Origin of the sequence: Ramlibacter albus (genome assembly GCF_014297445.1) — a bacterium.
Taxonomy (GTDB): Bacteria; Pseudomonadota; Gammaproteobacteria; order Burkholderiales; family Burkholderiaceae_C; genus Ramlibacter; species Ramlibacter albus.
The window spans coordinates 281,558-296,382 of the sequence record NZ_JACORU010000004.1; the positions used below are offsets into that span (position 1 = coordinate 281,558).

Here is a 14,825-nt window from a genome sequence, read left to right on the forward strand (position 1 = left end):
GGTGTTATGGGGTGCATCAGAAGAAGTGAATTGTGGACGTGAACGCACCTGCCTATCGTTCAGCCCGTTCCAACCCTCCGGAGAAAAGACCATGGATTCTTCTACCTGCGCCGAGCCCCGGGCGCGTGCGACGAGCGCCGACGAGCTGTGCGCATTGACGGCCGTCGAAGCCGTTCGCCTGCTTCGCAGCCACGAGCTCTCGCCCCTCGATCTCGTCGACGCGTCGATCGCCCGCATCGAGGCCGCCGACCCCGTCATCAACGCGCTGCCGCTGCGCCGCTTCGAAGCTGCACGCGAGGAAGCGCGCAACTTTCGCGCACCGGCCGGCGACGAGTCCGCGGCGCCGGGCTGGCTCGCCGGGCTTCCCATCGCAGTGAAGGACTACAACGACGTGGCAGGCATGCCGACCACGTGCGGCTCGCCCATCCTCGCCGACGCCGTCGCCGAACGGTCGGACCTCACCGTGGCGCGCCTGCAGCGGCGCGGTGCCATCGCCCTCGCCAAGTCCAACGTGCCCGAATTCGCGGGGGCCAACACGTTCAACACGGTCTTCGGCGCTACTCGCAACCCCTGGAACCCCGAGCTCACGGTCGGTGGTTCCTCGGGCGGGTCGGCCGCGGCGCTGGCCGCGGGCATGGTGTGGCTGGCCACCGGCAACGACCTGGGCGGCAGCCTGCGCATCCCGGCCAGCTACTGCGGCGTGGTGGGCCTGCGGCCGAGCGTCGGCCGCGTGCCGCGCCCCGAATCCTGCGTCCCGTTCGATCCCCTGTGGGTGGAAGGCCCGATGGGGCGCTGCGTGGCGGATGTGGCACTCATGCTCGACGCGCAGGCGCATTTCGATCGTCGCGACCCGCTGTCGGTGCCGGCCCCGGCGACGTCGTTCCTCGACGCGGTCCTGCAGCCGGCGGCGCCGCGCCGGGTCGGGTTCTCTGCCGACCTCGGTGTCGGCCGCGTCGACGCCGAAGTTGCGCGGATCTGCGAAGCCGCGGTCCGCCGTTTCGCCGGGGCCGGCGCGGACGTGACGGGCGAGCACCCGGACTTCAGCGGGGCCTTCGAGGCGTTCCATACCTTGCGCGCGAATCTGGTTGCCGCCGTGCGCGGGCCGTTGCTGGAACGGCACCGCGAGTCGATCTGTCCCGAGATCGTCTGGAACATCGAGAAGGGCCTGCAGCAAGGCGGCGCGGACGTCGCGCGTGCGGAGCGGCTGCGAGGCGAGCTGTTCATGCGGCTGGACCGGTTCTTCGCGCACCACGACCTGCTGGCCTGCCCCACCGTGGCCATGCCGCCTTACCCGGTGGCGCAGCGGTTCCCGACGCACATCGACGGCGAGGCGCTGCATTCGTACATCGACTGGATGTACCTCACGTTCGTGCTCACGCTGACCGGGTGCCCCGCCATCTCCGTGCCCGTCGGCCTCACCTCCGACGGCCGGCCGGTGGGCCTGCAGCTGCTGGGCCGGCCCCGCGGCGACGGCCCGTTGCTCGCCGCAGCGCGGGTGCTGGAGCAACTTGCCGGCATGGACACGCTCGTGCCCCGCCGCCCGTCCTGAAACCACGGAACGACCTGGAGACCCACCATGCGTATCAACGATTCCACGCCGTCGCCGCGGCTTCACGCCACGCACGACTCTTCGCCGCCGGCCATCGAGCGGGTCGCCTTGCGCATCACCGCGTGGTGCGAGAAGTGGTACCCCGACGCCTACGTCTTCGTGGCGCTGACCGTCTGCGCGGTTGCGCTGGCGGCGCTTGCGATGGGGGCCACGCCGAAAGCCGTCGCCGTGTCGTTCGGCACCGGGTTCTGGAGCCTGATCCCGTTCACCATGCAGATGGTCATGGTCGCCATCACCGGCTATGTCGTCGCCAGTTCCCCGCCGGTTACGCGACTGGTCAGGCGCGCCGCCCAGGTGCCGCGCGATGGCCGCGGCGCCGTCGCCTACGTCGCGCTGGTCAGCGTCATCGCATCCCTGCTTCATTGGGCGATCAGCCTGGTCTTCGCGGGCCTGCTGGCGAAGGATCTCGCGCGCCGCCGCGAGCTTCGCATGGACTACCGCGCGGCCGGCGCCGCGGCCTACCTGGGCATGGGCGCCACCTGGGCCATGGGCCTGAGTTCCTCCGCCGCGCAGTTGCAGGCCAACCCCGGCAGCATTCCGGCGAGCCTCCTGCCCATCACCGGCGTCATCCCGTTCAGCGAGACCATCTTCCTCTGGCAAAGCGGCGTCGTGACGCTGGCGCTCGTCGTGCTCTCGGTCCTGGTTGCCTGGTGGACGGCGCCCGGGCCCGGCCGGGCGCGTACCGCCGAAGACCTGGGGGTGCACCTGCTGCGCGACGAAGACGAAGTGCCGGCGCAGCGGCGGCCCGGTGAATGGCTCGAGTACAGCCCCTTGCTGACGCTGCCGATCGTCGCCCTGGGCTTCGGCTGGCTGTGGAACGAATTCGCGAGCAAGGAGGCGATGGTCGCCATCTCCGGGCTCAACACCTACAACCTCCTGTTCCTGCTGGCCGGGATGCTGCTGCACTGGACGCCGCGCAGCTTCCTGGCCGCGGTCGGCAGGGCCGTGCCCGTCACGTCGGGGGTGTTGGTCCAGTTCCCTTTCTATGGCGCGATCGCCGCGATCCTCACCGGCGTGAAGGGCGCGGACGGCGCCACGCTCACGCACCACCTTTCCACGCTGATGGTGAACGTGGCGACCGCGGACACGTTCGCGTTGCTGGTCGGCGCGTATTCCGCCGTGCTCGGCTTCTTCGTGCCTTCAGGCGGGGGCAAGTGGCTGATCGAGGCGCCTTACGTGATGGCGGCCGCGAACGCCCTGCACGTCCACCTGGGCTGGTCGGTCCAGATCTACAACGCGGCCGAGGCCTTGCCGAACCTGATCAACCCATTCTGGATGCTGCCCTTGCTCGGCATCCTCGGCCTCAAGGCGCGGGACCTCGTCGGTTTCACGTTCACGCAGTTCGTCACGCATTCGGTGGTCGTGCTCGTGCTGCTCTGGGCGCTCGCTTCGACGCTGGTGTACCACGCGCCGGTGCTGCCCCGGCTGGCCGGCTAGGCGTGCGTGCAAGCCGTCGCGGCTTCGGCGGCGGCGGGCATGCCGTGCGCCTTCACCTCGCGGATCAGGTCATGGACGAACCGCAGCTTTTCCAGCGCCGCCGGGGAGAGCGCGAACGGGTAGGCGTCCTCCTGGCCCAGGCTGCGGTTGAGGCTGTTGACCAGCAGCGTGACGGGCACCCATTGCTCCACCAGCGCCTGGAAGTCGGGCATGCCGGTCTCGAACGGGTTGGTCACTTCCTCGAGCTCGTCGTCGGCGCCGCCTACTTTCAGGTGCGTGTTGTACGAAGCCGCGGTCTCCAGCAGGTCGACCATGTGCAGGTAGTGGGCCCATGTCTCCGCCCAGTCCTCCCACGGATGCGACGTGGCATACGCGCTCACGCAGCACTCGCGCCAGTCCGCCTTGGGGCCGTTCGCGTAATAGGCCTCCAATGATTGCGGGTAGTCCTGGCGTTCGTCGCCGAACAGCTCACGGAAGCTGTCCTCGCGCCCGGCGTCGGCCACGAGGCGGTCCCAGTAGTAGTGGCCCGACTCGTGCCGCATGTGGCCGAGCAGCGTGCGATACGGCTCGTGCAGCGCGACGCGGCGCGCAACGCGCTCGGCGTCGTCGGCCTCCACCACGTTGAGCGTGATCACGCCGTTGCAGTGGCCCGTCATCACCGGCTGGCCGGGCAGGTCGGCGAGGAACTCGAACACCGGGCCGTCGCTGGCGCCGTCCTTCGGCGCGGGCGAAAGCAGCCCGAGCTTCGCGAGCGTGTAGAACATGCGGCGCTTGGCCACCTCGATGCGGTACCAGCGCTGCTGGTTCTCCGGCTGCGAGAGGTCCGGCAGCACGCGCGTGAGGCGGCAGGCGGCGCAATACGGGTTGGGGTCCGCCTGCGGCACCATGAAGTTGCAGGCCTGGTACTGCACGTTGTTGCGGCACATGCGGTACTGCGCGGCCGCCGCCGCCGCGCGCCGGCCGCGCACGCGAGGGCGCCACAGGCCCGAGCCGGGCTTGGCCTCCTCGACCGCCGCCATGTTCATGCGGTCGGGCAGGAAGGCCAGCGTGCTGCCGCACTGCAGGCACTGCACGTTCTCGAAGAAGACCGGGTGGCCGCAGTACTGGCAGTGGAAGGTCTTCAAGGCGTCGTTCGTTACGGGCGCACCACGAGGTTGTTGCGAACCTCGCGCACGCCCTTGGTGGTGCGCGCGATCTGCTCGGCGCGCGTGCGTTCGGCGCCGGACTTGGCGAAGCCGTTGAGGGCCACGCTGCCGTTGAGCGTCTGCACGTTGATCGCGCCGGCGTCCACGGTCTTGTCCTCGACGAACTTGGCCTTGATGGCGGCCGTGGTGGCGGCGTCGTCGACGTATTCGCCAACGCTCTCCTGGCCGCGGATCACGGCGCAGCCGGTGGCGGCGAAGGTGAAGCCGGCGACGAGGGCCAGGGCGAGGGTGCGGGTGGCTTTGTTCATGTCCTATCTCCTGGGGTCGGCCCACTCGGGGCGTTGCTGGTCATGTTCGAAGTCGGCGGCGGACAGCGCGGAGAGCACCACGTTCGACAGCTGCGACGACTTGACGATCGCGATCGCGATGGTGGTCAGCGACACGAGCTTCCACGGCCGCAGGAACATGATCGCGGCGCCGACGCCGGCCGAGATGGCGAGCAGTTGCACCGGTTTCCTGCGCGCGTAGCCATGCAGGATGGGCGCGGCCACGTCCACGGCCATGTGCGCGGGATGGTAGCGCCACCACATGCGCAGGGCGTGCTGCACGCGGCCCAACCAGCCCGCACCGGGGGCAGGCGGAGGCTCGTCGATCCACGCCGGCTCCTCGTTCGGGTGCGCCTCGTCGTGGCGCGGGTCGTGCCGCCGCTGGCGGCGGTGGACCTGGTCCACGATCGCCATGCGGCTTGCGGCAAGCCTGTTCGCTGCATCCGACATGCACTCTCCCCCGTTGTTCGTTGTCGTTCAGGACCGCGCGCCGATGGCACGCAGGGCCTGGGCGTCGGCGTCGAGCTGCGCCTTCAGTTCGGTGAAGGCCTTCTCGGGCAGCCTTTGCCGGGCGACGGTCCACGCGATCACGGCCAGCACCAGCGGGATCGCCGGCACGAGCACCAGCGCCCAGCTGAAGCGGTCCAGCATCGCGCCGAGCATCACGGCCAAACCGAGCAGCACGAGGAAGACCAGCAGGCCGACGCCGACGACGGCCCACGCGATCGCGCGCTTGGCGACCTGCAGGCCGACGCTCGATGTCTCCTCGCGCAGCAGCGCCGCGTAGCCCGAGACGTGGTCGATCACCAGCTCGGGCTTGTGGACCAGCACCGAGAAGATCGGGTGGATCATCGCGGCTCGCTTCAGAACGAGTCGTCGCGGTTGCGGCGCAGCGCCAGCACGATCCCGGCCACGAGCGCGCCCACACCGGCGGCGATGAGCGCCGTCTTCATCGGGTGCTCGCCCACGTAGCGCGTGGTGGCCTGCGCGTACTGGCCGAGCTGGCGCTGCGCGGCGGCGGCGGACTCGCTCATCGCGCCGAGGCTGCGCTGCGCGGCGTCGCTCACGCCGCTGCGCATCTCGCGCACGCGTTCGCCGGCGCGCTCCATGGCATCGCTGGCCATGCGGCGCGTGTTGTCGAGGTGGGAAGTGGTACCGGGGGTGCTGTTCATGTTCGTTCCTCTCGTCTTGGCTGTCCTGCGCGAATCGTCGCGCCACGACTTGCATGGTCGAAGGAAAGCGGCCGCGCTTTGATCAGTTCGCGGCGTGAGCGCTTGTCGGTGTGCGCTGCCCCCCGGTGTAGGAGCGCACCGACACGTCCGCAACGCGTGGTCCGTCAGGCCTTGTCAGGCGGCGCGGCCGGCTTGGGCAACACGGCCGCGATGCGCGTGCCCTGGCCGGGCCGCGACTCGACAGTCAACTTGCCGCCCGCGGCTTCCACGCGATGCCGCATGCCCGCGATGCCGTGCGTGGACGCACGCACGCTGCGGGTGTCGAAGCCCTTGCCGTCGTCGCGGATCTCCACTTCCACGTGGTTGCTGTAGTTGCGCAGGCTCACGTCGACCGTCTTCGCCTCCGCGTACTTGCCCACGTTGGTGAGCGACTCCTGCACCAGCCGGTAGATCGTGAGCTGGCGCGACTCGTCCAGCTCGGTGGGCTCGAGGCTGGTCGCCACCTCGATGCCGGAGCGCTCCGAGAACTCGCGGGCGAGGATCTCCAGCGACGCGGTGAGCCCCAGGTTGGCCAGCGACGACGGCCGCAGGTCCTCGATGATGCGGCGCTTCAGCGCGATGCCGCTGTTCAGCGTCTCCGTCAGGTGCTGCAGCCGCTCGGTGATTTCGGGTGCCGCGGGCGCACCCAGCTTGGACTTCAGCCGCGCCACGTCGAGCTTGGCCGCCGTGAGCAGCGCGCCGAGCTCGTCGTGCAGCTCGCGTGCGAGGTGCCCGCGCTCTTCCTCGCGCACCTGCTGCAGGTGGGTGGCGAGCTCGGCGAGCGACGCCGTGCGGTCGCGCACCTGCCCTTCGAGCAGGTCGCGCTCCTGCTGCAGCGCGGCCTGCTGCAACTCGCCGAAGCGCTTGAGCCGGTTGCTCTGGTTCAGGTAGAGGGCGAACGCCAGCAGCGCCGCGACGGTGACGCCGGCGATGCCGATGCGCGAGAACAGCAATGAGCGCCGCACCTGCTCCTGCGCAACGTCCATGCGCCGCGTGGCGCTGTCGATCAGCTTGCCGGCCTGCTCGCGGATGGCGTCCATGTGCTCCTTGCCCAGGTCGGACAGCAGCACGAACTTCCACGCGTCCTCGTTGCCCTGCTTGCGCATGCGCACCGACATCTCCATCTCGGTGAGCTTGCGCTGCACGTTGTAGGTCAGTTGCGTGAGCGTGTTGTATTCGGCGGGGTTGCCCGCATACGAGGTCCGCAAACCGTCGAGGTGCTGCCCGATCTCGGCCACGGCCGCGTTGTACGGCTCGAGGTAGCGCGGGTCGCCCGTGAGCAGGTAGCCGCGCGAGCCGGTCTCGGCGTCCACCACGTGCTGCAGCAGCCGGCTGAGCGCGCTGCGCGTCTGGGTGTACTGGGCGATGTCGTCGAGCGCCTGGGCGGACTGGTTGTAACCAATCTCGTTGATACCGATGAGCACACACGCTGCCAATGTCGCAAGGATGAGGCTCAGGCCTACACGCCCCATCGGAAAAAGACGAGGCTGGCTCAACACGATGACCAATTGATGTGCATAGAATTCCAGCGCGAGTTCGAGAACGGGCGGTCCATTTCTACGTAGGAATGGGGCACAATGAAAATTAGCGCTTGACGCGGAAGGTGGAATAGCATGATCAAAGTCGGCATTGTGGATGACCACGCCATCGTGCGGTCAGGGCTGAAGCAATTCTTTTCCGAACAGGTGGACCTTCGGGTCGTCGGCGAGGCGGCCAGCGGCCGCGAAGCCATCGACCTGGTTCGCACCACCGAGATGGACGTGCTGGTCATGGACCTGTCCATGCCGGGCCAGAGCGGCATCGACGCGCTGGGCATGATCCGCGCGAAAGCCCCGGACGTCGGCATCCTGATCCTCTCGGGCTACCCCGAAGAGCACTACGCGATGAACCTCATCCGCCAGGGCGCGAGCGGCTACCTCAATAAGGAGTGCGAGCCGATGGAGATCGTCAACGCGATCCGCACCATCGCGCTGGGCCGCCGCTACATCAGCCCGGCCGTGGCCGAGCTGCTGGCGCAGCAGCTCAACCGCAAGGAAGGCGGCGCGCCGCACGAGCAGCTGTCCGAACGCGAGTTCCAGGTGTTCCTGAAGCTTGCGAAGGGCGAGACTGCCGGCGACATCGCCAAGGCGCTGTCGCTTTCCGTGAAGACGGTGAGCACGTACCGCACGCGCCTGATGGAGAAGATGAACCTCTCCTCCAACAGCGACCTTACTTACTACGCGCTTAAAAACAAACTGATCGATTGATTCAAACCGACGGCTGCTCGCCGTACTGCAGACAGTAGTCGACGAGCGCGTCGATCTCGTTGGACTTGTCGAACACGACGTCGGCCCCGAGGTCCGCGCACCGCTTGCGCATGTCAGCCGTCGCGTAATTGCTGAGCACGATCACGCGCTGGTGCGGCTCGCGGTCCTGGATGGCCTGCAGCACGCCCAGGCCGCTGCCCTGCTTGAGGAAAAGGTCGATGATGGCCAGGTCCCAGTCGCGCGCGTGCCCCGCAAGCCACGCGCGCGCGTCGGCTTCCGTCTCGGCCCACCCGAGGGCCTGCACTGCCGCCAGCTCCTCCAGCGTGCCGATCAGGTTGTCACGGATCGTGGCGTTGTCTTCGACGATATAGGTGCGCAATTGCACGGATGCCCATGCTCCGAGTCCGCATCGATTTTGCCAGTGCCCCCTCGAGGGGTACGTAGGAACTTTCCTACCCGAGCCGGCGGCACGGGCCCGACCTTGCGCAGCCCGGCAGTGCGTCACTGTCTGGAGCATGCAGTCCCTTCCCTTGAGAAACGCGCTGCACTCACTGTGGCTTCGCATCCTGCTTGCCATCCTCGCGGTCGCGGCGCTCCTTGTGCTGGGCGTGATGTTCTTCCCGTGGGACGTCCTGCGTGAACCGCTGAACCGGTATGTGAGCGAGCACACCGGCCGCCACTTCGCGATCACGCGCCGTCTCGACGTGAAGCTTGGGGCGACCACGCGCATCCTGGCCGACGGCCTGGAGTTCGCGAACCCAGCGTGGGCGAAGGACCCGTACCTCGTGCGGGCGCAAGGCGCCGAGGTGCAGCTGAGACTCTGGCCGCTGCTGCACCGCCGCATCGAGATGCCGCTGGTTGCCTTCCACAAACCCGAGCTCGGTCTGCAGATGGAGGCGGACGGGCGCAAGAGCTGGGCACTGGGGCGCGACAGCGGTGACCCGGCGAACGTCCCCGAGATCGGCGAACTGGCGATCGACGACGGCTCGCTGCACTTCGTCGCGCCGCACTATGGCGCGGACATCCATGCGACTTTCGGTCTGCAAGGTGCGGCACCCGCGGCCGTGCGCGAGGATCCTTCCAAACCCTTGCCGCTCACGTTCAAGGCGCACGGCGCCTGGAAGCGGCTGGACTTCAACGCAGAGGGCCGCGCGGGCAACGTGCTGCGCCTGGCGCATCACTTGCAGCGGCCTTTCCCGGCCGAGCTGCGCGCCACCGCGGGCCGCACCACGCTCGTCGCGCGCGGTGAAGTGGTGAGCATCGCGACCATGGACGGCGCGAATGCGCAGGTGCGGTTGCAGGGCGCCAACCTCGCCGACCTGTACCACGCGATGGGCGTGGTGATGCCGGAGACGCCACCGTACACCGCGAACTTCCACCTCACGCGGCAGGGCGACACGTGGGACGTCCGCGGCATCTCCGCGAAGATCGGCAACTCGGACCTCTCAGGCAACCTGAAATACGACTCGGGCACGAAGGTGGGCCTGCTCACGGGCGACGTGCACTCGAAGGTGCTCGACTTCAACGACCTCGCGCCGATGGTGGGCCTGCCGCCCTTGCCGCCCGAAGCGGCGAAGACGCACGTGGCGGGCAGCGCGCCGGTGGCGAAGGCGCCGAAGGCGGCCAAGCCGCCGCGCGACCCGAACCGCAAGGTACTGCCGACGACGAAGCTCGACACGCAGCGGTTGCGCGCGATGGACGCCGACGTGCGCTACGACGCCGCTGTCATCACCCACCCGCGGCACCTGCCCTTCGAGCGCGCGAAGCTGCATGTCGCGATGAAGGGCGGCGTGCTCAAGCTCGACCCGCTGGACCTCGGCATCGCGGGCGGCCGTGTCGCGGGTCGCTTGAGCATCGACGCGCGCACCGACGTCGCCGCGGTCGACACGCGGCTCGACGTGCGCGGCATCCAGGTGCAGCGCCTGTTCCCGACGCTCAAGCTCGCGCAGGCGAGCCTCGGCCAGTTCCACGGCGACATCGCGTTGCGCGGCCGCGGCAACTCTGTCGCGCAGATGCTGGCGACTTCGTCGGGCGACGTCGGCCTCGCGATGGGCAGCGGCCAGGTGAGCAACCTGCTGCTCGAATTCGCGGGGCTCGATTTCGGCGAGGTGATCAAGTTCCTGCTCAAGGGCGACCAGACGGTGCAGGTGCGCTGCGTCGGCGCGGCATTCGATGTGAACCAGGGCCGAGCGACGTCGCGCGTGATGGTGGTGGACACGACGGACACCGTGATCTACGGCGAGGGGGGCTTCAGCTTCGCGAACGAGACCATCGACCTGATGCTGCGGCCGTACCCGAAGGACGCGAGCATCCTGGCGTTCCGCACGCCGCTGAAGCTGACCGGCACGTTCGCCGCGCCCAAGCCCGGCGTGGAGATGGGCCCGATCGTCGGGCGCGCGGGTGCGGCGCTGGCGTTGGGTGCGATCAACCCGCTGCTTGCGTTGGCCGCCACGATTGAAACGGGGCCCGGCAAGGATGCGAACTGCGGTGCCGTGCTGCGCGAAGCCACGGGACCTGCGGCCGAAGCCCGGCTCGCGAAGGCGTCGCAACTGCCCGCGAGCGCCGCCTCGTCCACCGCGATGGGCGGCCCGCCGCGCAAGCGCTGGTTCAGCGGCTGGGGCGACCCGCGCGGGCGGCCGGGTGCGCACTACCCACTGGACCCGCCGCCGCAGCGCTGATCCAACGTGTCACCCCGGGCTCGACCCGGGGTCCATGCGTCCGATCACACGTACTTCGACAACGTGCTCACGTAGTCGTGCGCCGAGGTGTTGATGCGCGACACGCGGTACTCGATCGGACGGTCGCCGAAGGTCAGCGCGACGCGATGCACTTCCAGGATCGGCACGCCCGCCGCCACGCCGAGCACACGCGCGGTCTCGCTCCCGGCGGGCACGGCCCTCACGCGTTCGCGCGCGCGCAGCACGCTGATCCCGAAATCGCTCTGGTACAGCCGGTACACCGTGCTGGGCCGCTCGCGATAGCGCTTCTCCGTGAGCCCGCGGAACATGCCCGCCGCCACGACGAGCAGGTCGTGCACGACCGGACGCCCACGCAGCGAAAGCCGGTTCGTCGCGCGCAGCACCGCGTCGCCCGGCTTGATGCGCAGCGCGGCCGCTTCGGTCTCGTCCGCGCGGCCTTTCACGAAGCCGATGAAGTCGACGTCCGGCAACTCGCGCCGGTGCGGCGTGGCCTCCTGCGACGCGTCGCCGCGTGGCTCGACGTGGAAGAACTGGAAGAGGAAGCTGTCCGTGCTGTGCAGCGCCACGAACGTGCCGCGGCCATGCCGGCGCACCAGCACGTTCTCGTGAACCAGCTCGTCCACCGCGCGGCGCAAGGTGCCAATGCTCACGCCCAGCGTGCCCGCGATCACCGATTCCGAAGGCAGAGTGTCGCCGGGGGTGTAGCGGCCCGTCTCGATCTGCCGCTGCAGCTCGCGCTTGACCTGCCGGTACAGCGGCCCCGAGCCGCTGGCGGGCAGCGGGGTGACGTCGGCAAGCGGCAGGGCGCGGCTCATCTGCATAGTTTAGTCTTCGCCGGGGCCGAGTCATCTAAATGACCCAGTTGACGTCATGCCCGCGTGCCCGGACACTGCCGCGCATGATTCACTTCATCCTGCATGACGCGCGCGACACCGTCGCCGTCGTGGTGGTCGAGGGTGTGAAGGCCGGCGACGCGCTCACCGGCTGGATCATGGACGACGACCGCACGATCGAACTGCGCGCGAAACAACCCATCCCCATCGGCCACAAGATCGCGCTCGCGGACATGCGCGAGGGCGACAAGGCCATCAAGTACGGCATCGAGATCGGCAAGGTGATCCACCCGATCTCCGCCGGCGAGCACGCGCACGTGCACAACATCAAGACGCAGCGGTGGTAAGCGGCATGGCATTCAGCATCGACAAGAACACCACCTTCCTCGGCTACCGCCGCGAGAACGGCCGCGTGGGCGTGCGCAACCACGTCATCATCCTGCCGCTGGACGATTTGTCCAACGCGGCGGCCGAAGCGGTCGCGCACAACATCAAGGGCACGCTGGCCATCCCGCACCCGTACGGGCGGCTGCAGTTCGGCGCGGACCTGGAGCTGCACTTCCGCACACTGATCGGCACGGGCTGCAACCCGAACGTTGCGGCCGTGGTCGTGATCGGCATCGAGGACGGCTGGACCAAGAAGGTCGTGGACGGCATCGCGACCACCGGCAAGCCCGTGTGCGGCTTCGGTATCGAGGGCCACGGCGACCACGAAACCATCATGCGCGCCAGCCGCGCCGCGCGCGAGTACGTGCAGTGGGCCAGCGAGAAGCAGCGCGAGGCAGCGCCGATCAGCGAGCTGTGGGTGTCCACCAAGTGCGGCGAGTCGGACACCACGTCGGGCTGCGGCGCCAACCCGGCGGTGGGCAATGCCTTCGACAAGCTGCATGGCCTGGGCAACTACCTGTGCTTCGGCGAGACCACGGAGCTCACCGGCGGCGAGCAGATCGTGGCGGCGCGCTGCGCGAACGACGCCGTGCGCGAGAAGTTCATGCACATGTTCAACCGCTACCAGGCGGTGGTGGAGCGGCACAAGACGTCCGACCTCTCCGAGTCGCAGCCGACCAAGGGCAACATCGCCGGCGGCCTGACGACGATCGAGGAGAAGGCGCTGGGCAACATCCAGAAGATCGGCAAGAAGTGCACGGTGGACGGCGTGATCGACAAGGCCGAGATGCCCACGCACCCCGGCCTGTGGTTCATGGATTCGTCGAGCGCGGCGGCCGAGATGGTGACGCTGTGCGCGGCTTCGGGCTACGCGGTGCACTTCTTCCCGACGGGGCAGGGCAACGTGATCGGCAACCCGATCCTGCCGGTGATCAAGATCTGCGCGAACCCGCGCACGGTGCGCCTGATGAGCGAGCACATCGACGTGGACGTGACGGGGCTGCTGCAGCGCGAGATCAACCTCGACCAGTCGGGGGACAAGCTGCTGGAGTGCATGCTTCGCACGGCGAACGGCCGCTTGACGGCCGCTGAAGCTCTCGGTCACCGCGAATTCGTACTGACGCGGTTGTACGAGTCGGCTTGATGGCGAAGGTCCCGTTCGAAGAGGCCGTCCGCCTCGCGGCGGCGGCCCTTCGCGCGGCGGGGGCGAACGAGGCGATGGCGCAGAGCACGGCGCGTGCGCTCGTGCTCGCGGAGGCGCAGGGGATCGGGTCGCATGGCCTGAGCCGGGTGGCGCAGTACTCGACGCATTTGCGCAATGGGCGGGCCGATGGCAACGCGGTTGCCCTCGTTGCTCGCGAGCATGGGGCTGCGCTGCTGGTCGATGCGAAGGAAGGGCTTGCGTTTCCTGCGTGCGATCTTGCCGTCGAGCGCGGCACCGACATCGCACGCAAGCTGGGAGTTTGCTTCGCGGGCGTGACGAACAGCCACCATGCGGGCGTGATCGTCGATCACTTGCGTCCCGCTGCTGCGGCGGGGCTCGTCGGGCTCGGTTTTGCCAATTCGCCTGCGGCCATGCCGGCTGCCGGCGGCAAGCACGCAGTCTTCGGCACGAACCCTGTGGCAGCGGTCTTCCCCCGCCGCGATGCCGACCCGCTGATGATCGACCTGTCGCTGTCCGAAGTCGCGCGCGGCAAGATCGCCGTCGCCGCGAAAGAGGGCAGGGCGATCCCGCTCGGCTGGGCCCTCGACAAGGACGGCAACCCGACGACGGATGCAAAAGCCGCGATGGATGGCTCGATGCTGCCGCTCGGCTCCGCGTCGTCCACCAAGGGTGCGATGCTTGCGCTGGTCGTGGAGCTGCTCGTGACCGCGCTAACCGGAGCGCAGTTCGGCTCCGAAGCTTCCAGCTTCTTCGTCGACGAAGGCAACCGCCCGCGTATCGGGCAGGCGTTCATCCTCATCGATCCGGGCGCGCTGGCGGGCCGCGAGGTCTACTTCGAACGCATGGAAGCGATCATCGGCGAGATGCTCGTGGACGAAGGCGTGCGCCTCGCCGGCGCGCGGCGGCTCAAGCTGGAGCGCCAGGCGCGGCAGGACGGTGTCGACATACCGGACAGCCTGCGTCACGGCTGACCTTCATCTCGGTCCACTCCATCGTTCTCGCATCGAGCATCTGCAGCCGCCCCACGAGCGATGTGCCCACGCCCGCGAGAACCTTCAGCGCCTCCGCAGCCTGCATCGTCCCGATGATCCCCACCAGCGGCGCGAAAACGCCCATCGTGGCGCAGCGCGTCTCCTCGAAGTCGTCCGTCGGCGGGAATACGCACGCGTAACACGGCGAAGCGGCATCGCGCATGTCGTAGACGCTCAGTTGCCCGTCGAAGCGGATCGCCGCGCCCGCCACCAGCGGCCTGCGATGCTTCACGCACGCCGCGTTCACCGCCTGCCGCGTCGCGAAGTTGTCGCAGCAATCGATCACCACGTCGGCTTGCGGCACGAGCTCGCCCAGCAGCGCTTCGTCCGCACGCGCGATCACGGGCTGCACCTGCACCTCGGGGTTGATCGCCAGCACGCCCTCGCGCGCCGACTCGGCCTTCGGCGCACCCACGCGCGCCATGTTGTGCGCCACCTGCCGCTGCAGGTTCGTCAGGTCCACCGTGTCGTTGTCCACCAGCGTGATGCACCCGACACCCGCGGTACCGAGATAGAGCGCCACCGGCGACCCGAGCCCGCCCGCGCCGATGACGAGCGCGTGGGAAGCGGCGATGCGCTCCTGCCCCTCCACGCCGATCTCCTCCAGCAGGATGTGGCGCGAATAGCGAAGCAGCTGCTCGTCGGTCATGCCGCGATTCTCACGCACAAAGGAAAAAGCCGGCTTGCGCCGGCCTTTGGATCCCTGCCTGCGCGGGGATGACGCACACGTTACTTT

The 14,825-nt window shown here is 68.7% G+C and carries 16 protein-coding genes; 7 read left to right on the forward strand and 9 right to left on the reverse strand.

Annotation, left to right across the window (positions count from 1 at the left end):
- The first annotated feature begins 91 nt into the window (after positions 1-91).
- Both H8R02_RS13070 and H8R02_RS13075 read left to right on the forward strand, forming a co-directional pair.
- Positions 92-1,549, forward strand: a complete 1,458-nt coding sequence (locus tag H8R02_RS13070; protein WP_255429322.1) for an amidase — start codon at positions 92-94, stop codon at positions 1,547-1,549.
- A 27-nt stretch (positions 1,550-1,576) separates the two neighbouring features.
- Positions 1,577-3,046 (forward strand): short-chain fatty acid transporter, encoded by a 1,470-nt coding sequence (locus tag H8R02_RS13075; protein ID WP_187081867.1) that lies wholly within the window; start codon positions 1,577-1,579, stop codon positions 3,044-3,046.
- Here H8R02_RS13075 and H8R02_RS13080 read toward each other — a convergent pair.
- From H8R02_RS13080 to H8R02_RS13105, 6 genes are all read right to left on the reverse strand, one after another.
- Complete coding sequence (locus tag H8R02_RS13080) at positions 3,043-4,170, reverse strand: zinc-binding metallopeptidase family protein (RefSeq protein WP_187081868.1); 1,128 nt, start codon at positions 4,168-4,170, stop codon at positions 3,043-3,045. The two genes, H8R02_RS13075 and H8R02_RS13080, sit on opposite strands and share 4 nt — an antisense overlap.
- 11 nt (positions 4,171-4,181) lie before the next feature.
- Entirely contained in the window at positions 4,182-4,499 is a 318-nt protein-coding gene (locus H8R02_RS13085) for a BON domain-containing protein (RefSeq protein ID WP_187081869.1), read from the reverse strand.
- Between the two features lie 3 nt (positions 4,500-4,502).
- Positions 4,503-4,967, reverse strand: coding sequence for a hypothetical protein (locus H8R02_RS13090; protein WP_187081870.1), 465 nt, complete (start codon positions 4,965-4,967; stop codon positions 4,503-4,505).
- 27 nt (positions 4,968-4,994) lie between these two features.
- The gene (locus H8R02_RS13095; protein WP_187081871.1) at positions 4,995-5,369 is read right to left on the reverse strand and encodes a hypothetical protein; all 375 of its coding nucleotides are present in this window, start codon (positions 5,367-5,369) and stop codon (positions 4,995-4,997) included.
- A gap of 11 nt (positions 5,370-5,380) precedes the next feature.
- Entirely contained in the window at positions 5,381-5,689 is a 309-nt protein-coding gene (locus H8R02_RS13100) for a glycine zipper domain-containing protein (protein ID WP_187081872.1), read from the reverse strand.
- A 164-nt stretch (positions 5,690-5,853) separates the two neighbouring features.
- Positions 5,854-7,200, reverse strand: coding sequence for a CHASE3 domain-containing protein (locus H8R02_RS13105; RefSeq protein ID WP_187081873.1), 1,347 nt, complete (start codon positions 7,198-7,200; stop codon positions 5,854-5,856).
- A gap of 141 nt (positions 7,201-7,341) precedes the next feature.
- Here H8R02_RS13105 and H8R02_RS13110 point away from each other — a divergent pair, with 141 nt between their 5' ends.
- Positions 7,342-7,974: a response regulator gene (locus H8R02_RS13110; RefSeq protein WP_169418000.1), complete on the forward strand. Its 633-nt coding sequence runs from the start codon at positions 7,342-7,344 to the stop codon at positions 7,972-7,974.
- Position 7,975: 1 nt separating this feature from the next.
- Here the strand turns inward: H8R02_RS13110 and H8R02_RS13115 are convergent, their stop codons facing one another.
- Positions 7,976-8,359 (reverse strand): response regulator, encoded by a 384-nt coding sequence (locus H8R02_RS13115; protein WP_187081874.1) that lies wholly within the window; start codon positions 8,357-8,359, stop codon positions 7,976-7,978.
- Positions 8,360-8,489: 130 nt separating this feature from the next.
- Between H8R02_RS13115 and H8R02_RS13120 the strand changes: the two genes are divergently transcribed.
- Positions 8,490-10,652, forward strand: a complete 2,163-nt coding sequence (locus H8R02_RS13120; RefSeq protein ID WP_187081875.1) for an AsmA family protein — start codon at positions 8,490-8,492, stop codon at positions 10,650-10,652.
- 44 nt (positions 10,653-10,696) lie between these two features.
- On the opposite strand, the gene H8R02_RS13125 is transcribed toward H8R02_RS13120, so the two are convergent.
- A complete protein-coding gene (locus tag H8R02_RS13125) occupies positions 10,697-11,488 on the reverse strand; it encodes a GntR family transcriptional regulator (RefSeq protein WP_187081876.1) in 792 nt (263 codons plus the stop codon).
- Positions 11,489-11,571: 83 nt separating this feature from the next.
- Between H8R02_RS13125 and H8R02_RS13130 the strand changes: the two genes are divergently transcribed.
- Genes H8R02_RS13130 through H8R02_RS13140 form a run of 3 tightly spaced genes read left to right on the forward strand, consistent with a single transcriptional unit; the run spans position 11,572 to position 14,029 of the window.
- Complete coding sequence (locus H8R02_RS13130) at positions 11,572-11,853, forward strand: SAF domain-containing protein (protein ID WP_187081877.1); 282 nt, start codon at positions 11,572-11,574, stop codon at positions 11,851-11,853.
- A 5-nt stretch (positions 11,854-11,858) separates the two neighbouring features.
- Positions 11,859-13,037: a UxaA family hydrolase gene (locus H8R02_RS13135; RefSeq protein WP_187081878.1), complete on the forward strand. Its 1,179-nt coding sequence runs from the start codon at positions 11,859-11,861 to the stop codon at positions 13,035-13,037.
- Complete coding sequence (locus tag H8R02_RS13140) at positions 13,037-14,029, forward strand: Ldh family oxidoreductase (protein WP_187081879.1); 993 nt, start codon at positions 13,037-13,039, stop codon at positions 14,027-14,029. The genes H8R02_RS13135 and H8R02_RS13140 overlap by 1 nt, the downstream gene beginning before the upstream one ends.
- On the opposite strand, the gene H8R02_RS13145 is transcribed toward H8R02_RS13140, so the two are convergent.
- Complete coding sequence (locus tag H8R02_RS13145; RefSeq protein WP_187081880.1) at positions 13,965-14,738, reverse strand: HesA/MoeB/ThiF family protein; 774 nt, start codon at positions 14,736-14,738, stop codon at positions 13,965-13,967. The genes H8R02_RS13140 and H8R02_RS13145 overlap by 65 nt on opposite strands.
- Positions 14,739-14,825: the final 87 nt, after the last annotated feature.